At 38.8% G+C, this 18,735-nt stretch carries 17 protein-coding genes and 6 tRNA genes; 8 read left to right on the forward strand and 15 right to left on the reverse strand.

Going from position 1 to position 18,735, the window contains the following annotated elements; genetic code table 11:
- Window positions 1-151 precede the first annotated feature (151 nt).
- Entirely contained in the window at window positions 152-1,345 is a 1,194-nt protein-coding gene (locus F580_RS0101430; RefSeq protein ID WP_019025917.1) for an FAD-dependent oxidoreductase, read from the forward strand.
- Window positions 1,346-1,637: 292 nt separating this feature from the next.
- Here F580_RS0101430 and F580_RS0101435 read toward each other — a convergent pair.
- The 14 genes from F580_RS0101435 to lolB form a co-directional block, all read right to left on the reverse strand.
- Window positions 1,638-1,714, reverse strand: a tRNA-Met gene (locus F580_RS0101435).
- Between the two features lie 88 nt (window positions 1,715-1,802).
- A tRNA-Leu gene (locus F580_RS0101440) sits at window positions 1,803-1,887 on the reverse strand.
- Window positions 1,888-2,155: 268 nt separating this feature from the next.
- Window positions 2,156-2,230: transfer RNA gene (locus F580_RS0101445), tRNA-Gln, on the reverse strand.
- 73 nt (window positions 2,231-2,303) lie between these two features.
- Window positions 2,304-2,378: transfer RNA gene (locus F580_RS0101450), tRNA-Gln, on the reverse strand.
- A gap of 44 nt (window positions 2,379-2,422) precedes the next feature.
- Window positions 2,423-2,507 (reverse strand) — tRNA-Leu (locus F580_RS0101455).
- 62 nt (window positions 2,508-2,569) lie between these two features.
- Window positions 2,570-2,646, reverse strand: a tRNA-Met gene (locus tag F580_RS0101460).
- 204 nt (window positions 2,647-2,850) lie between these two features.
- Window positions 2,851-3,192, reverse strand: a complete 342-nt coding sequence (locus tag F580_RS0101465) for a DUF3718 domain-containing protein (protein WP_019025918.1) — start codon at window positions 3,190-3,192, stop codon at window positions 2,851-2,853.
- 472 nt (window positions 3,193-3,664) lie between these two features.
- On the reverse strand, window positions 3,665-4,756 hold the full coding sequence (ychF, locus tag F580_RS0101470) for a redox-regulated ATPase YchF (protein WP_019025919.1): 1,092 nt from the start codon (window positions 4,754-4,756) through the stop codon (window positions 3,665-3,667).
- A 62-nt stretch (window positions 4,757-4,818) separates the two neighbouring features.
- Entirely contained in the window at window positions 4,819-5,403 is a 585-nt protein-coding gene (gene pth, locus F580_RS0101475; protein WP_019025920.1) for an aminoacyl-tRNA hydrolase, read from the reverse strand.
- A gap of 30 nt (window positions 5,404-5,433) precedes the next feature.
- A complete protein-coding gene (locus tag F580_RS0101480) occupies window positions 5,434-6,063 on the reverse strand; it encodes a 50S ribosomal protein L25/general stress protein Ctc (RefSeq protein WP_019025921.1) in 630 nt (209 codons plus the stop codon).
- Between the two features lie 293 nt (window positions 6,064-6,356).
- Window positions 6,357-7,511 carry a DUF418 domain-containing protein gene (locus tag F580_RS0101485; RefSeq protein WP_019025922.1) on the reverse strand — a complete coding sequence of 385 codons (1,155 nt, stop codon included), beginning with the start codon at window positions 7,509-7,511 and terminating at the stop codon, window positions 6,357-6,359.
- Between the two features lie 232 nt (window positions 7,512-7,743).
- Entirely contained in the window at window positions 7,744-8,688 is a 945-nt protein-coding gene (locus F580_RS0101490) for a ribose-phosphate pyrophosphokinase (RefSeq protein WP_019025923.1), read from the reverse strand.
- Window positions 8,689-8,847: 159 nt separating this feature from the next.
- A complete protein-coding gene (gene ispE, locus F580_RS0101495; RefSeq protein ID WP_019025924.1) occupies window positions 8,848-9,750 on the reverse strand; it encodes a 4-(cytidine 5'-diphospho)-2-C-methyl-D-erythritol kinase in 903 nt (300 codons plus the stop codon).
- A gap of 60 nt (window positions 9,751-9,810) precedes the next feature.
- On the reverse strand, window positions 9,811-10,449 hold the full coding sequence (lolB, locus tag F580_RS0101500) for a lipoprotein insertase outer membrane protein LolB (protein ID WP_245560575.1): 639 nt from the start codon (window positions 10,447-10,449) through the stop codon (window positions 9,811-9,813).
- 192 nt (window positions 10,450-10,641) lie between these two features.
- Here lolB and hemA point away from each other — a divergent pair, with 192 nt between their 5' ends.
- The 7 genes from hemA to kdsA all read left to right on the forward strand — a co-directional run bounded on the left by hemA (window position 10,642) and on the right by kdsA (window position 17,914).
- A complete protein-coding gene (hemA, locus tag F580_RS0101505; protein WP_019025926.1) occupies window positions 10,642-11,910 on the forward strand; it encodes a glutamyl-tRNA reductase in 1,269 nt (422 codons plus the stop codon).
- Between the two features lie 241 nt (window positions 11,911-12,151).
- Window positions 12,152-13,240, forward strand: a complete 1,089-nt coding sequence (gene prfA / locus F580_RS0101510) for a peptide chain release factor 1 (protein ID WP_019025927.1) — start codon at window positions 12,152-12,154, stop codon at window positions 13,238-13,240.
- A 23-nt stretch (window positions 13,241-13,263) separates the two neighbouring features.
- Window positions 13,264-14,115, forward strand: a complete 852-nt coding sequence (prmC, locus tag F580_RS0101515; RefSeq protein WP_019025928.1) for a peptide chain release factor N(5)-glutamine methyltransferase — start codon at window positions 13,264-13,266, stop codon at window positions 14,113-14,115.
- Window positions 14,116-14,235: 120 nt separating this feature from the next.
- A complete protein-coding gene (locus F580_RS0101520; RefSeq protein ID WP_019025929.1) occupies window positions 14,236-14,601 on the forward strand; it encodes a SirB2 family protein in 366 nt (121 codons plus the stop codon).
- A 63-nt stretch (window positions 14,602-14,664) separates the two neighbouring features.
- A complete protein-coding gene (locus tag F580_RS0101525) occupies window positions 14,665-15,486 on the forward strand; it encodes a SirB1 family protein (RefSeq protein WP_019025930.1) in 822 nt (273 codons plus the stop codon).
- Window positions 15,487-15,523: 37 nt separating this feature from the next.
- Window positions 15,524-16,786 carry a DUF819 family protein gene (locus F580_RS0101530; RefSeq protein WP_026301178.1) on the forward strand — a complete coding sequence of 421 codons (1,263 nt, stop codon included), beginning with the start codon at window positions 15,524-15,526 and terminating at the stop codon, window positions 16,784-16,786.
- Window positions 16,787-17,071: 285 nt separating this feature from the next.
- Window positions 17,072-17,914: a 3-deoxy-8-phosphooctulonate synthase gene (kdsA, locus tag F580_RS0101535; RefSeq protein ID WP_019025932.1), complete on the forward strand. Its 843-nt coding sequence runs from the start codon at window positions 17,072-17,074 to the stop codon at window positions 17,912-17,914.
- A 323-nt stretch (window positions 17,915-18,237) separates the two neighbouring features.
- Here the strand turns inward: kdsA and F580_RS0101540 are convergent, their stop codons facing one another.
- Complete coding sequence (locus F580_RS0101540) at window positions 18,238-18,525, reverse strand: hypothetical protein (protein ID WP_019025933.1); 288 nt, start codon at window positions 18,523-18,525, stop codon at window positions 18,238-18,240.
- Window positions 18,526-18,735 lie beyond the last annotated feature (210 nt).

Raw genomic sequence — 18,735 nt, forward strand, 5'->3', positions numbered from 1 at the left:
TGCTATAAAAAACCTCTTTATAGCTGAACAACTGCTATTTCAAAGACACTAACGAAATAAACTTGATTAAAAATATCATAAAGCAGTCGAAAATCTCTGTGTGCTTGGGTAAAATAAAGTCATCTTACGATATTGTTGTGAACTCTAAAGCATGGAACATTTTGATTGTGTAGTTATTGGTGGTGGTATGGTTGGCGCAGCAAGTGCACTGACTCTAGCGCAACTCGGTTTACAGGTAGCCTTAGTGGAGCAGTACCAAGCAAAGAACTATAGTGCAGAGCAAGAGATCGACTTACGCGTATCCGCTATTTCTTTAGCGTCTCAAAATTTACTAAACCAAGTGGCTGCTTGGCAGCAAATTAAAGCGTGGCGGGTTTGCCCCTATAAGCGCCTTGGTGTTTGGGAACATGAAAGTGCTTATACTGAATTTAATGCCGATGATATAGAGCAAACACATCTTGGTCATATCGTTGAAAACCGGTTAATTCAACTGGCGTTATGGCAACAAATTCACGCAATGGAAAATATCAAAACCTTTTGCCCTGATAGCTTAGTCTCTTTAACACAAGATAATGATAAAGTAACTTTAGCCTTAACACATTGCTCGATAACGGCAAAACTGGTGGTTGGCGCAGACGGTGCACAATCAAAAGTACGCCAAATGACAGCCATAGGTATGACCGGCTGGGATTATCAACAATCAGCTATGTTGATTAATATTGAAACCTCACAACATCAACAGGATATTACTTGGCAGCAATTTTTTCCAACAGGACCCGTGGCATTCTTACCGTTATCCGGTGAAAGTACTTTGGGCGGTTATGCCTCTTTAGTTTGGTACCATCAACGTGATGAAATCACCCGTTTAGCATCCTTATCTAATGTACAACTTGAACAAGCAGTGCTTAAACACTTTCCAAAAAAATTAGGTGCTATTAAAGTGCTTGGCAAAGGCGCTTTCCCGTTAACAAGAAGGCATGCTAATACCTATCAGCATAAGCGAGTGCTGTTATTAGGCGACGCTGCGCATACGATTAACCCGATGGCAGGGCAGGGCGTTAATTTGGGTTTTAAAGACGTTGTGGCTTTACAACAGGTGATTGCCGAAGCTATTGGTAATGGCGAAAGTTGGCATGATGAGGCAGTGTTAGCACGCTATGAGAAAAAACGCCGCAAAGAGAACTTACTGATGATGTCTACCATGGATGCCTTATATGTTGGCTTTAGTCACCCTTCGCCAGTGATTAAAGCTGCACGTAATTTAGCGTTACTGGCCGTTAATAAAGTGCCCTTCCTAAACAGCACCATCAAAAATAAGGCACTGGCTTATGCTTGTGGTTTATAGCTGAGGTACCTGAGGTAAAGAGGTAGGGTAATAAAAGGTTTAACTCTTCCTCTTCTTTCGAAAGGGGGGGAGTTGAACCCTCACATCAATGAGCTAGAAAGTAGCGACTATTAGTCGTGGATAAACATAATAATAAAAATGATAGTAGGTGGGATAAATAGGCTCCCCAGATGTACTGATTATTTTAAAACTAGGGCTTATTTGTTAAATAATAGCTCTGTAGGAATTTTAATGTAGAGACGTTTTCTAGATGATACCGGGGGACTTTAATTCATCTTTACATGAGTAAAAATGGTGGCTACACCGGGACTCGAACCTGGGACCCCATCATTATGAGTGATGTGCTCTAACCAACTGAGCTATGTAGCCTTTGAAACACAAATAATTATCTAATATTAAGCAGTGCTTAAGTTTTTAGATAATAGAGGGAGTGTTTTTATTTTCTAGATATTTGAAATGGTGCGGGTCAAGAGACTTGAACTCTCACATCTTGCGATACTGGAACCTAAATCCAGCGCGTCTACCAATTCCGCCAAACCCGCATACATTCAAGGTTTAAAGAGACTTGAACTCTCACATCTTGCAATACTGGAACCTACTCTCTATAAGAAAAGTAGCGCGTCATCGATTTCTCAATTCCGCCAAACCCGCATACATTCAAGGTTTAAAGAGACTTGAACTCTCACATCTTGCAATACTGGAACCTACTCTCTATAAGAAAAGTAGCGCGTCATCGATTTCTCAATTCCGCCAAACCCGCATTACATCCAATTTTTAAAGAGACTTGAACTCTGTATACCACTATAAAAATGGCAGGGATAAGAGGATTTGAACCTCTGAATGACGGGATCAAAACCCGCTGCCTTACCGCTTGGCTATATCCCTCCAGGGAGGTAATTACATTACATACTTTTTATAGAGCGAAACTAATTTAAAAAATTAGTGACTTAATAAAAAGTGGCAGGGATAAGAGGATTTGAACCTCTGAATGACGGGATCAAAACCCGCTGCCTTACCGCTTGGCTATATCCCTGCAATGTACTTACTTTTTACTTGTGCAACTAAGTTGCTTTGAAATGGTACGGGTCAAGAGACTTGAACTCTCACATCTTGCGATACTGGAACCTAAATCCAGCGCGTCTACCAATTCCGCCAAACCCGCATTACATCCAATTTTTAAAGAGACTTGAACTCTTTTTTACTTCAATAAAAACCGAAGTAAAATGGTGGCTACACCGGGACTCGAACCTGGGACCCCATCATTATGAGTGATGTGCTCTAACCAACTGAGCTATGTAGCCTTTACCAACCTGCTCGGTAGCAAGTGCGGCGTATTATGCTAATCTACCTGCCATACGTCAACCGTTTTTTTCGAAAAAGGTGTACTTTTTATTTGTTTGTCTATTGCTTGTGCAATATGACGGTAAACTATGCAAAAAAAGGTGAGAAACGCATTACCGATTGGAAAAGAATATTACGTTTCACTATATAAGCAAGCAGGAGACTTATCTGTCTCTTGCTTCTTCTGCTAAATGTGCGGAATGTTTTTCTAAGTTATCTATTTCAGCTTTAACTTTTTTAGAGGGTAATTTACCAATAATGAATTCTCCGACTTCTAAAGAGTTAGATTTAGCTGCAAATATTAATAAATTATCACCGTTACATTCAAGGCCATCATAAATATTACGAATTTTCAGTTTATTCTGCTTTAAGAATGATCTTAAGCGATTTTTATCATTTGCTTGAACATATTCACAAATACGTAAGCTTAAGTTATCTGCCTGAACAGGTGCAGCAGTTATAACACTTGTAGCCAATAACATGGGTAATAAAATAATTTTTTTCATTGTTGTGCCTTATTATTTTTAATTAATAAATTTATTTAGACAAAGAAATTGTAGCCCATAACCTTAGTTATTTTATCGGCGAGTAGAATTAATATTGAATATCTTTCTAATTTCTTTGAAATTATCAGGCGGTATTTTAGTTGTATATACAATTTAAACAAGTCTTTATCGATATATTCAGGCAGTTAATTTAAGCTTAACTACAATTTACTGCTAAGGACAATACTCGTTAGCATCATACAGGCACAAAAAAAGGCTCATCTTAGATGAACCTTCTTAAACAACTAATTAGTTTATTATACCAATTGTACTAATTAAGTGATCATTTTCAAAGGGCCTAAATATCCAATAACTTCGTTGCTTTCAATCCCAATAGCCAGCTATTGCTCAATCAAGCGCCTTGTTCTTGAACATTTATTCTCATTGAATTCTGTACCTTAATTAATTCAAATGGTATTAGTTAATAGCTAAGTTACACATTAAAACGGAAGTGAATTACGTCGCCGTCTTTTACGAGGTAACTTTTACCTTCTAAGCGCCACTTACCGGCTTCCTTAGCACCAGACTCACCATTAAATTCGATAAAGTCATCATAACTCACGATTTCAGCGCGGATAAAGCCTTTTTCAAAGTCAGTATGAATGACACCAGCAGCTTGTGGTGCAGTCGCATTTTGTTTGACAGTCCATGCACGTACTTCTTTTACACCAGCCGTGAAATAAGTCTGTAAGTGAAGTAATGAGTAACCGGCATTGATAACACGATTAAGACCGGGTTCTTCTAACCCTAAATCAGCCATAAATTCAGCTCTGTCTTCATCATCCATTTCAGACAATTCGCTTTCAATTTCAGCACACACAGCAACAACGATAGCACCTTCTGCATCCGCTATCTTTTGTACTATATCAAGGTAGGGATTGTTTTCAAAACCATCATCATTGACGTTAGCGATATACATGGTTGGTTTGATTGTTAAGAAGTTTAAGTACTCGACCGCCGCTTTTTCTTCTTTGGATAACTCCAATGAACGAATCATGCTACCGTCTTCAACATGCTTTAATATTTTTTCTAAAACAGGCATTTCAAATTTAGCATCTTTATCTCCGCCTTTAGCCTTCTTAGCTAAACGAAAAATTGCGCGCTCTGCGGTGTCCATATCAGATAAAGCTAATTCAGTATTGATAACCTCGATATCATCAGCAGGATCAATCTTATTGGCAACATGAATAATATTGTCATTATCAAAGCAGCGAACTACGTGACCAATAGCATCAGTTTCACGAATATTAGCTAAAAACTTGTTACCTAAACCTTCACCTTTTGATGCGCCTGCAACAAGACCGGCAATATCAACAAATTCCATAGTGGTGGCTAAGACACGCTCAGGTTTTACTATTGCCGTTAATTTATCTAAGCGCGGATCGGGTACCGGTACTACGCCAGTATTAGGCTCAATAGTACAAAACGGGAAGTTTGCCGCTTCAATACCTGCTTTGGTAAGTGCATTGAATAGTGTTGATTTACCGACGTTAGGCAAGCCAACGATACCACATTTAAAACCCATAATTTTTACCTACTGATTAGTTGCTAACACATAGTTACTAGCGTGTATTTACTTGTGTATATTTACTCAGCTTTAAACGAATGTAAGCGATTTTGCGCTTTCTTTAAATCGTCTTTTAGCCAAATATCAAGACATCGACTGGCTTCGTCGATTGCTTGTTCTATTTTTGCTTGTTCTGCACTAGGCGCTTTACCTAATACGTGACCCGTTACTTTATCGCGGTGACCAGGATGGTCAATACCAATACGTAACCGGTAAAAATCTTTATTATTAGCCATACGAGCGATTATATCTCGTAAGCCATTATGTCCGCCGTGACCGCCACCTTTTTTTATTTTACAAACACCCGGTTGTATGTCTAATTCATCATGAGCAATTAAGATTTCATCGACTGATATTTTATAAAAATTAGCTAATGGTGCAACTGCTTGACCGCTACAATTCATAAAGGTGGTTGGAATTAATAAGTGGACAAGGTTTCCCGCAATTAATCCTTTGCCATAAAGGCCAGAGTATTTTTTTTCGGGACGAAGGGATATGTTGTGACAACGTGCTAGTTCTTCGACGAACCAAACACCTGCATTGTGGCGTGTTTTGCTATATTCGGGACCAGGATTACCCAGCCCCGCAATTAGTTTAATAGTCATTATCTATAATATTATAAATGAATGGGGCTATTATTCAGCAGCTGGAGCTTCTTCTGCTGGAGCTTCTTCGTCATCAACTACTTTAGCAGTTTTAGGTGCTTTAGCAGAAACAACAGCTAGATCGTGATCTTCGCCTTTAGCTAATTCGTCAGAAGTTACGCCTGCAGGGAAGGTAACATCAGATAAATGTAAAGTTTGACCAAGTTCTAAACCGGCTAAGTCAATTGTAATGAACTCAGGTAAGTCTTTTGGTAAACAAGTGATAGCGATTTCATTCATGTGGTGAGCAATGTTCGCACCAGTTTTAGCAGCTTCATCTTCATTAATGAAGTGAATAGCAGTCTTTGCATGAACAACATGGTTTGGATCAATGCGGATGAAATCTAAATGCATTACCAATTGCTTGAACGGGTGACGTTGCATGTCTTTAATTAAACACTCAACTGGCTTACCAGCAATATTTAATGTTAATACTTGCGTATAGAATGTTTCTTCTTGTTGAGCACGGAATACATCTTTGTGCGCTAAAGTTAAAGATACAGACTCTTTGCCTTCACCGTAAAGGATAGCAGGAACTTTGTCCGCGTGACGTAGGCGGCGGCTCGCACCTTTCCCTAAATCAGTACGTACTTCAGCTTCTAATGTTAATAAATCAGTCATTTTAATACTCTTCTGTATAAAAGTTATAATAAGTTAAAAAACTTAAAAATTAAGTCTTGTTTTTTGCGACCAAAAACAAGGAGATACCATTTTTTTAATCAATGAATAGCTAAACAATAACTAGGCCATTAGATAAAAAAGGCGCCGCATAATAACATTTAGATCGGCTGAAAGCTATGGCTAATTGCACAACAAAGACTTAACCGACAGGGTTATGTTTTGAACAAGGTTAACTTTCTAGGCAAACTAAACTGGTGAAGCCTCATTAACGGTAGAGTCTAGTCGATGATAAACTAAACCTGTTGACCTTCTGGCAGAGAAGTTTGCGCTTTGGTAAAGCTTCGCCAATAGGCTTTTCGCCAAATATACTCTAACGGGCCTTGGCTGAAATAGCGTAAATACCAATGAGCAAGGCCAATTTGTAGCACGGTGAAGACTAAAGCAATTAACACATAATCGAGTCGGTGTGCGGTCAAATGGAAGTCTTGGTTCCAAATTCGAAGTAGGACGGCCATCGTGATTGATTGAAAAATATATAAAGAGAGTGCTAGTTTACCTGGTGCTGCAAATAGTTTAATAAAACTATGCTGATTGTTCACCACTCTTACGACTATATGAGCGTATAACAGTGCGACAAATATTGCTGATACATTAGCCATTTCACTGCTAATGACACTATCAATGGCAGGAACCGTTAACATTAGGGTCGTTTCGATACCGGTGAGTATAACTGCTGCTAGAGCCACTTTTATAAGCTGCGCATTAGTGAAGCCCTTTTTAAAGAAGCCAACTCTATATAGAAAAGCGCCAAGTAACATCAAACCAGCAAGTTGCCAATAAGCTGATATAGGTGAAAGTAATACTAAGGCTAAGGCTGTGCCACCTTGCTGAAGTATTTGGTAGCCATAACCACTAAACCATAAAGTATACATTTCACGATATTCATCTGAGTTCCTAATAACTGTTGGCTCTTCAATAACAAATACAAATAAGACTGTTAAAGCTATGGTAATGGTTATGCCTATCGACAAGAATTTAATGGCTTTTTTATAAAGGCATTTAAGGGGGAGTGCTAGCGAACTTAGAATAGTTAGCGCACAGATACCATAAAGTAGCAGAATGTCACCGCCAAAAATAAATATGCCATGAAGCAAGCCAAACCCCATTAGCCATTTCATTCGGGCTGTTAAAAAAAACTTAGCGGATATTTGTTTTTTTTTGCATGATTTGTATTGAATGGCAAGACCTGCACCGAACAACAAACAAAATAGTGTGCGAAAACGGCCATCAAAAAATACAGCGTTAATTATTTCTATGGCGGTATCACTAGGGGGCTTTGGCATTAATTCAACGTAGCCTGCTGTAAAAAAGCCGTGGTAATAGATATTCATAAAGAGAATACCGAGAATTGCTATGCCACGTAGTATATCAATAGATTGAATCCGCATTGATTAACCTCATTTAAATCCGTTTGAATGATTTAGTTAATATATAGGCTTTTGCAGATAAACTATATATTTGTTAGATAAAAATGATGCGAACTTTAAAGTTGCGGACTAAAGTGATGATGTGATGTTAATAATCGTTAATCGTTAATCGTTAATCGTTAATCGTTAGCACAAAAAAAAGCAGCCGTTATCGGGCTGCTTTTTTGCAAGGTTGGTAATAATCCCTTAGGAATTAATCAAACATTGCTGAAATTGACTCTTCATTGCTCACACGACGAATCGCTTCGCTCAGCATGCCACTCAAGGTCAATTGACGAACCATTTTAAGCGCTTTAATTTCATCAGAAAGTGGAATTGAATCAGTTACTACCACTTCATCAAGAACAGAGTCTCTTAGATTTTGCGCTGCATTACCAGAGAGTACCGGGTGAGTAGCATAAGCAATTACACGTTTTGCGCCATGTTCTTTTAATGCTTCAGCCGCTTTTACTAACGTGCCGCCGGTATCAATCATATCATCTACAATAATACAATCACGGCCTGCAACATCGCCAATGATATGCATAACTTGCGCAACGTTCGCTTTCGGGCGACGTTTATCGATAATGGCTAAGTCAGCGTCATCAAGCAACTTGGCAACGGCACGAGCTCGCACTACACCACCAATATCAGGAGAAACAATCACCGGATTATCTAACTTACGGTTCTTCATGTCTTCTAATAAGATTGGCGTACCAAAAGCATTATCAACAGGCACATCGAAAAAGCCTTGGATTTGCTCGGCATGTAAATCAACCGTTAATACACGGTCAACACCAACGCTTGATAGGAAGTCAGCAACTACCTTTGCAGTAATTGGTACACGAGCACTACGTACGCGTCTGTCTTGGCGAGCATAACCAAAGTAAGGGATAACAGCAGTGATACGGCCAGCAGAGGCACGACGCAATGCGTCTATCATTACAATTAATTCCATTAAGTTATTATTGGTTGGAGCACAGGTTGATTGAATAATAAAAACATCAGCACCACGGACGTTTTCATTTATTTCAACACATATTTCACCATCACTAAAACTACCGACTGTCGCATCACCTAGAGGCATATATAGGCGGTCACAAATTTTCTTGGCCAGTTCAGGGGTGGCATTACCCGCAAAAATCTTCATGTCAGGCACTGTAGATTCCTCAGAAACATTTGACATTAATAAAAGACTCTTTGATTGAATGCTAATCATTGAGCAGTATAACGCTTACTTAACTGTAGCAGTAATTTTGCGCACAATAGTACATTTAAAATAGCCGTTTTAGTTAAGTTCGCAAATATTTTTAACTGTTTATTTGTTCAGTGATAATTTTGTCATCACTGAACATAATGGCGACTTATTAAGCCCCTGCGCGACAAAAGAGCTGACTCCTTTTGGGAGTTTCGCTTGTAATGAACGCGCCTCTCTTTGATTAGAAAACCGGGTAAAAACACACGCACCAGTTCCCGTCATTCTTGAGGGTGCGTATTCTACCAACCAAGCCAGTAACTTGGCAACCTCAGGATAATGTTTTATTACTAGTGTTTGGCAGTCATTATGGAATTTATCATTGATAAAGTCACTGGTATCAAGGGCTGAAGAGGATAGTCTCTTAGTATTTCTAGGCAGTTCTACAGCAGTAAAAACTTGTTGAGTAGAAATGCTGCATTCGGGTTTAGTGATTAAGTACCAGCATTCCTGTGGATGCATGGCACTCAGCTCATCACCAACCCCTTGAGCAAAAGCGGCAAAGCCATGGACAAAAATGGGTACGTCAGCACCTAAACTCAAGCCTAATGTTGCTAGTTCAGTCAATGATAATTGGCATTGCCATAACGTATTCAGTGCGACTAATACGGTAGCTGCGTTTGATGAACCACCACCCAAACCACCGCCCATAGGCAGTATTTTGTTAATGCTAATTTTGACGCCGAAGGCAGTATTGCTTGCCTTTTTTAATAGTCGTGCCGCTTTTACAATTAAATTATCTTCATTATTAACGCCTTCAATGGGTGTCAATAGCGTTATTTCTGATTTTTCAGTGACCGTTAAGTTAAGCGTGTCGCTGTGGTCAATAAACTGGAACAGGGTTTCTAAATTGTGATAACCATCATCGCGCTGTCCGACAATATGCAAAAATAAATTAATCTTTGCGGGCGCGGGAAATTCAAAAGCTTTATTTAGAAATGGGTTCGAAAGGGCAAAACAGGTCATTACGTCGTTCAACTTGTTAGAGAGTTAAGTATAGGTGTCGTTAAAGGCTTCGTTATCAAACTAATTATTTTTAGTGTTAATAGACCATTCGTTTATGGCTATTTTTATCAATAAACCCTCTTTCTTTATCGAAATTTTAGTGGCTAAACTGTAATTAGCAACTTGTTGATAGCGGCTATAACTTACTTGCCAGAGTTCATTATTATAATGACTTGATAGTGTTTTTGGTAGCTGTGTTATTTCATCATAGCTAATAATATCACTCTCTTGATAAGCAATGCCCTTGAGCCAGAAGCTTAGTGCTTTGGTTGGTAATATTAGACCCGTTAATGAGTAGGTAAGGGCGGCAAGATCGTTACCTTGGTAGGTTTTTCCATCTACTTTCAAGGTATGGTTGTTGCCTTTAGAGTTAAGCTGTAAAACATTAATTCCTAAGTAACTGGTTAAGCTCAGTCGCTGGCTATTGTTATTTTCGTCTACCTGCCAATTTAATGAAGCACTGTTACGATTATTGGTTTCAATAAAGGCAATTTTCCCTGTTACTTGCCACTGTGATAAATGTTGTAAACTAGCTACCCGCTGTTGAGGGCTTTGTTTAATCGTTAGTTTGAAGTCATCGTTGGGTATTGAACTACAACCAGATAACATCAAAGTGAATAAGGTTGCTGTACAAAGGTAAGTTTTTAAAAGTTGCTTCATTAAGTTAATCATATATACATAAGATAATGGCTATTGGAACATAGCATTTTATCCTTTGTAAATAGCTGTATTATTTTTAGGGACTTTTATCACAGATCATATTTTAATAGCGGGTCTTGGGTTATACTTGCGCTATGAGTTAAACAAGTTTACTGACTTGTTGGAAATGTTTACATAAATAGGTTTATTACTTTGTCCATAGTTGCTGTTGGAATTAATCATAAAACTGCGCCTGTAGCGGTAAGAGAAAAAATATCTTTTCATCCAGATAAGCTTTCCGCCGCCTTAAAAGAGATGCTTAATGCAGTACAGTGCCGTGAAGTGGCGATACTTTCTACCTGTAATAGAACAGAGCTATATCTAGTACAAGAGGGTGATTTTGATGTTACCCAGCAACGCATTATTCAATGGTTAGAAAAATATCATAACGTCCCCGCTTCCACTATTTTACCTAGCCTATATTGGCACAAAGATCAGCAGGCCGTTAATCATATGATGCGTGTTGCTTGTGGTTTAGACTCGCTTGTTTTAGGTGAGCCACAAATTCTCGGGCAAATGAAACATGCATATAGCCAAGCGAAAGCTGCCGGTTCTATGTCATTGATTATGGATAGGTTATTCCAACGAACTTTTGGTGTTGCTAAACAAGTTCGCACCGAAACTGAAATAGGCGCTAGTGCAGTATCTGTTGCTTTTGCCTCAGTGAACTTGGCGAAACATATTTTTGGTGGTCTTGAAAAAACTAAAGTACTACTGGTTGGTGCGGGTGAAACTATTGAGTTAGTTGCCAAACATTTATACGAAAATAAGGTTGGCAAAATCACTGTGGCTAACCGAACTTTAGCCCGTGCAGAAAATATGGCTAAAAAAATTGGTGCTGATGTTATCACCTTAGCGCAAATACCTGAGCATATGTGTCATGCTGATATTGTTATCAGTTCTACCGGCTCTACTTTACCTATCATAGGTAAAGGTATGGTTGAACAAGCTTTAGCATCGCGTAAGCATCAACCTATCTTTATGGTTGATCTTGCCGTACCTCGTGATATAGAAGAGCAAGTCTCAGAGCTTGAAGATGTGTTTTTATACACCGTTGATGACTTACAAGGTATCATTGCTAAGAACATTGAAAATCGCCGTAAAGCTGCAGTGCAAGCAGAAAGTATTGTCAATAGTCAGTCTGATAATTTTATGGCGTGGTTACGAGGCTTAAATACCCAAGATACGGTTATTAGTTATCGTAAACAATGTATAGACAACCGTGATGTTTTACTTGAAAAAGCACTTGTCCAATTAAGAAATGGTAAAAATTCTGAGGCAGTTCTTGGCGAACTTGCCACTAAACTCACCAATAAATTCATGCATGCACCTACCAGTGCTCTCCAGTCTGCTGCCCAAGGTGGTGAACTTGATAAACTTATTTATTTACGTGATATATTCAATATTGATCCCCAAGACTAATACCTACCAGAGTAGCTACGTTATCTGTGGGTGAATATCTTCGCAACTACTCAGGTCAGTTTTCTAAGCTAAACCTTTCCGCTTAGCCTTATCAAACCTAAGTCTTCTCTAACCTAAGTCTTATTCAGTCTGCACATATTCTCTTGCTTACATTTTCTCTATAGCATGGTGGATTAGCTTATTACTGTGTTAGAATAGCGGGAATTTAGTTTTTCTCATCTGAAATATAAGAACATTCTCAATGAAATCATCAGTTTATCAAAAACTCGAAATACTAGTAGAGCGTTTCGAAGAAGTACAGGCCTTATTATCCGATCCTGAAACCATTAGCAACCAAGATAAGTTTCGTGCTTTATCTAAAGAGTTTAAGCAGCTTGAAGCGGTGACTTCAGTTTTTAATAATTATAAAAGTGCTGAAGATGACTTCTCTGCCGCAGAGTTGATGCTTAAAGATGAAGATCCTGAAATGCGAGAAATGGCACAGGAAGAATACAAAGAAACGAAAAAAGCTATTGCTGCTATTGCTGATGAATTACAAGTTTTACTTCTGCCGCGTGATCCTAAAGACGATAATAACTGTTTTGTTGAAATTAGAGCCGGTGCTGGCGGTGATGAAGCGGCTATTTTTGTTGGCGACCTATTTAGAATGTATAGTCGTTATTCAGAAAAGAAAGGCTGGAAAATTGAAGTCATGAACTGCAATGAAAGTGAGCAGGGCGGTTATAAAGAAATGATCATGAAAATCAATGGTGAAGGCGTTTACGGCCATATGAAATTTGAATCTGGTGGTCACCGTGTGCAACGTGTACCAGAAACAGAATCTCAAGGCAGAGTACATACCTCAGCTTGTACCGTGGTTGTTATGCCTGAAATGCCAGAAGCAGACGCTATTGAAATCAATAAAGCTGATTTGAAAATTGATACTTTCCGTGCTTCAGGCGCGGGTGGTCAGCATGTTAACAAAACCGATTCTGCTATTCGAATTACCCATATCCCTTCGGGCCTTGTGGTTGAGTGTCAAGAACAACGTTCACAGCATAAAAACAGAGCACAAGCGATGTCTGTACTGCAAGCTCGTCTTCAGCAGGCTGAAGATGAGAAGCGTCGTAGTGCAGAAGAGTCATCACGCCGCAACTTAGTGGCCAGTGGTGATCGCTCTGAACGTATTCGTACTTATAACTTCCCGCAAGGCCGTATGAGTGACCATCGCATAAACCTAACGTTATACCGCTTAAATGAAATAATGGAAGGCAGCTTACACTTGGTTATGGATCCTATCATGCAAGAAAACCAAGCAGATTTATTAGCTGAATTATCTGAACACAACTAATTCGAGCTTTGTCGGTGAACGTGGTGAAAAATACTAGTTTAGTTAACTGGATAGCATTTGGGCAGAAGCAATTAGCTTCTTGCTCCGATAGTGCTAAACTCGATGCGCAAATTCTCTTGGCATTTGTGCTTAATAAAGATCGTACCTTCCTACTCACCTGGCCTGAAAATAAGCTTGATAAGCCAGATGAACAACAATACCTTGCACTTTTACAAAGGCGATCATCTGGTGAGCCTATTGCTTATATTATCGGTGTAAAAGAGTTTTGGTCACTGCCTTTTCGAGTATCGCCAGCAACGCTTATCCCACGACCTGATACTGAAATTTTAGTTGAATTAGTGCTCGAGCATTTTAGTGACGTTAAGTCATTACATTGTTTAGATTTAGGTACCGGCACGGGTGCTATTGCCTTGGCACTTGCATCAGAGCAGCCTACTTGGGAAATTCAGGCGGTTGATTTTAGCCTTGATGCGGTAAAACTAGCCAAGCAAAATGCTGAAAATCTCCAACTAACACAAGTTAAAATTTTTCAAAGTAATTGGTTTAGTGCTGTTGATAAGCACAAGTTTGATGTGATAGTTTCTAACCCACCTTATATCGACGGTCTTGATGAGAACCTAAGCCAAGGTGATGTGCGTTTTGAACCACTATCAGCATTGGTTGCCCACGACCAGGGCTTTGCTGATATTAAGCATATCGCACAGCAGGCACTAGGTTTTTTAAATGCCCAAGGCAGACTGTTTTTAGAACATGGCTATCAACAGGGTAAAGCAGTTCGCAACATTCTTACCACCTTAGGTTATGAAAACTCAGAAACAGTAAGAGACCTTAATGGCCATGAACGTATTACCTGGGCAATTTCGCCAAGGCTTTAACATAAGTTAATCGATTATAAATCATTTATACATCATTTATTCATCATTACACTTTATAAACTTAAACATTTTGATAACGTAAGCTTATAAAATTATAGGCGAGCAATAAAGGAAAACATAGTGAAACATTTACATATAACTTTAGCAGTATTAAGCATCGCTTTATTCATCTACCGCTTTACTTTAATGATGATAGCGTCTAAAAAACTTGACCGTAAATGGTTGAAAATCAGTCCGCATGTTATCGATACATTTTTGTTAATTGCCGGTATTTCGCTAGCGGTTAAACTACATCTAAATCCAATGGAGCAGATGTGGCTTGCTGAAAAGATTTTAGCTTTGTTTGCTTATATTTTTACCGGTTACTATACGCTGAAATTGGCTCGTAATAAGCCGATGCAAATTCTTGGCTTTTTAGGTGCTATGGGTTGGGTTATGCTGATAGTACGATTAGCGATGACCAGAGAAGCGATGTTTTTCGGTTAAAAACTACAGTAAATTTAAAATTTTAAGCACTGGCAATAAATGGAATCGTATACGTAAACTACTATGAATGAATTGTTTTTATCAGAATTAAAATCAGTCGATAAAGATCTACTGCAAAAACTTATTTTACTGGAAGAGTATGTTTTTTCCGATAGTGCTGCAGGCAGTGTCAACGACGATGCATCTTTAGATAGTTTAGAAACCATTATCAACCAATGCATTGCTGTCATTTGTGAGATAGAAGCACCGCTAGAGAGGGCTGAATCGTTACTGAATGAATTATATTTTCAGCACCTATTTATCGACCGCTATCAAACACGTTGGCCAACCTCCGCCTATAAAGTTGCTGAGGCATTAAAGCAGCGTGCTATGTCACCTATTATCAAAGCTGCACTTGTTAAAGAGATAATTAGCGCTTGTGGTTTTGAAATTGACTTAGTCTTTATCCCTAATAAAATAATGCTACGTCTTTGCTGTGATGAGCAATACGCTATCATTTTTGATGCCGTTACCGGGGAGTCTCTAGATTGGAGCGAACTTGATATAAGGTTAGATGAGCTTGAAGGTGATCCATCACTGCATGACTTAGCTGCCATTAAAGATCAGGTTGCGTTAGTAGAGCATTTAACCGCGCTTAAAAACACCCTGATTCATGAGCAGACGTTTGATAAGGCATTAATGTGCGTTGATGTTCTCTTGTCATTAACTCCGGATGACCCTTTACAACGCCGAGATCGCGGTTTTTTACTACATCAATTAGATTGTTTTAAAGTGGCTGTGGATGATTATCGCTATTTCGTTGAGCAATGTCCTAAAGATCCCGCAGCGAAAATATTAAAAATTCAACTTGAAAAAATAGATGTCGGCAATACCGTCCTTCATTAAATTTTTCACTTCATCAAAATAAGAAAAAGGCTAAATGATGCAAGAACATATTGTGGCGAATGCGCCACTCATTACCAATGACGCCGTAGTGCTAGGGCTTTTAACTCTAATTCTAGGCTTTGTATTTTATACTTCCACGAGTAAGAATTCATTTTGCCAAAAGTTTTATAAATATGTACCAGCCCTGCTGATGTGTTATTTATTACCTTCTTTTCTTAATACCTTTGGTATTGTTAGTGCAGAGGTAAGCCAAGTTGATGAAGTGGCAAAATACTTTCTGTTACCAGCCTGTTTAGTACTGTTAACGTTAAGCATTGATATTAAAGCTATTGCTGGCTTGGGTAGTAAAGCACTGATTATGTTTATAACGGGCACAATAGGTGTCGTCATCGGCGGCCCAATTTCCTTGTTAATCGTTTCCGGTATTTGGCCAGAGCTTATTGGTGTTACTGGTCCTGAAGCTGTTTGGCGTGGCATGGCTGCATTGGCAGGTAGTTGGATTGGCGGTGGCGCTAACATGTTAGCGATGAAAGAGATTTTTGAAGCCGATGGTAAAATATTTACCATCATGGTGACGGTAGATATCGTTGTCGCAAACCTCTGGATGGCAGGGCTTTTATATATTGCGGCTAATCATAAGGCTATTGATGCGAAAAGTGGTGCGGATACCTCAGGTATTGACAAACTTATTGCCAAGGTCGAAGCGAATGAAAAAGCAAATAAACGCACGCCTGAGCTAAAAGACTTTATGCTTATTCTTGCTGTCGCATTTGGCGCTGCAGGGTTTGCACATTTCTTAGCTGACTTATTGGTACCATTTTTTCAGCTGAACTACCCAGAGTTGAAAAAATTCAGTCTACATAGCAAGTTGTTCTGGATTATTGTTGTAGTAACCACTGTCGGCTTAACTTTGTCATTCACACGAGTAAGAAAGCTTGAACATGCTGGAGCTTCCAAGGTGGGCAGCAGTTTCTTATATATTTTAGTGGCCACGATTGGCTTACATATGGATATCACACAAATTGCCGAAGCACCTAAATATGTAGTTATTGGCCTTATCTGGATGGCCATTCACATTATATTATTGTTTATTGTTGGTAGAATGATTAAAGCACCAATTTTTTACTTAGCAGTGGGCAGTAAAGCTAATATAGGTGGAGCAGCATCAGCGCCGGTTATTGCTTCTGCATTCCATCCGTCATTAGCGCCAGTTGGTGTGTTACTTGCGGTAGTTGGTTATGCCCTAGGTACTTACATGGCTTGGATATGTGGACAGTTACTTCGTATCATCGGTAGCTAAGTTTTTATATAGTTAATAAAGCATCATCTCGTTGTGGTATAAAACAATTTATGCGTTAAAAGTACTCATTGATAGTTATCAACTCCGTGCTTTTTCCTTCAAATTGATTCATACCACTTAGATGTGATGCATTATTTTAGTTAAGGCTTTTATTTACCATTAAATATGGATATCGATAATTTTTAAAGCTATTAGCTAGTACATCTACCGTACTTTTTACGAATACTTTGTTAAAGAGGCGTGTGGAATACATTATTGTTAGGAATATTCTATTAGGAAAAAATGATGACAATTAAATCAGTTTCAGTAAAAGGCATTGACGTTGCTAATGATCAGCCTTTCGTACTATTTGGTGGTATGAATGTGCTTGAGTCGCGTGATCTTGCCATGAGAATTGCCGAGCACTATGTCGAAGTTACCCAGAAGTTAGGCATACCTTATGTATTTAAGGCTTCTTTTGATAAAGCAAACCGCTCATCCGTAAACTCTTATCGTGGACCAGGCTTAGATGAAGGCTTGAAGATATTCGAAGAAATTAAATCAACATTTAATGTACCTATCATCACCGATGTACACGAACAGTACCAAGCTCAACCGGTAAGTGAAGTGGTCGATGTTATTCAGTTACCGGCATTTTTAGCCAGACAAACAGACCTTGTTGTTGCCATGGCTAAGACCGGCGCTGTTATCAATATTAAAAAGCCGCAATTTCTTGCTGCGCACGAAATGAAGCATATCATCACCAAATTTGGTGAAGCCGGTAACGACAATATTATCTTGTGTGAGCGTGGTAGCTGTTATGGCTATAACAACCTTGTCGTTGATATGTTGGCAATGGACGAAATGAAAGATTATGCGCCGGTAATATTTGATGCCACGCATGCCTTACAGAAGCCAGGAGGCCGAAGTGATAGTGCCGGTGGTCGTCGTGCTCAAGCGGCACAATTAGCGCGTAGTGGCATGGCGATTGGCATTGCTGGTTTATTTATTGAAGCACATCCAGATCCTTCTGCAGCGAAATGTGACGGACCTTGTGCATTACCACTTGATAAGTTAGAGCCTTATTTAGCGCAAATGAAAGCGATTGATGATTTAGTAAAAGGGTTCAGCCCGCTTATCACCGACTAGCTTTAGTTTGATCAGTGCTAAAACCACTGGGACTAATATGGCTAACACCATATAATTTAACAAATAAAAAAGGTGTCATAACTTAAATGTTAGGACACCTTTTTTTATTTGTGATCTTAATCGTAAAGACCTTATACCAGTTCTCAAAGCACTAGTAAGCGCGAAGAGGCAACTAACTTAATAGACTTGGTATTATTTCAGTAATGTGCGAGCATTTTGAAATATGTTAGCATGCTTATCTTTGATACCGTCAATGATAAGCTCATTAGCGTATGCTGCTGTTGCTAGTATCACAGTGTAGTACAATTTAATTATCCCGCTAATTATTCAGCAAGAAGGTTTACTCTAGTTAAAGTAACACTCTTGTTTTGATTCGCCGTAATTTTTTGCTTATTAAGGTTGTTATCAATAGATTGTTGGCTGAAATTCATTTTTATGGGCGCTAAAGAAAATTTTAGGCTGACATGTGCCGCGTTTACAAAGCTAGTTTTAACTACTGGCTCAGCTTTAACTAATACGCTTTTAGGTACAGCAGCAAAGGCTGTGGTACTTAATAAAGAAGTGGCGAATAATGCGACAAGTAAGTTAGTTTTTTTAATGTTTTGATTCATGATGTTTGTCCTGTTAGTAACCTAATAATAAAATTTCAATTCCCTGTAGATTTATTAGGACCTTTTCTCGCGCTGTTTTTATTTTTTAAAAATAAAGCGTATGGTTGGGAGCACACGCTGTACTTGAATTTCATAAAAAGTTGAGATGATGTCCTTCATCTACGGTGTGAATAATACGCAAATTTATTGTAAAATAATAATGACTTAAAT

Origin of the sequence: Colwellia piezophila ATCC BAA-637, from assembly GCF_000378625.1 — a bacterium.
In the GTDB taxonomy this organism is placed as follows: Bacteria; Pseudomonadota; Gammaproteobacteria; order Enterobacterales; family Alteromonadaceae; genus Colwellia; species Colwellia piezophila.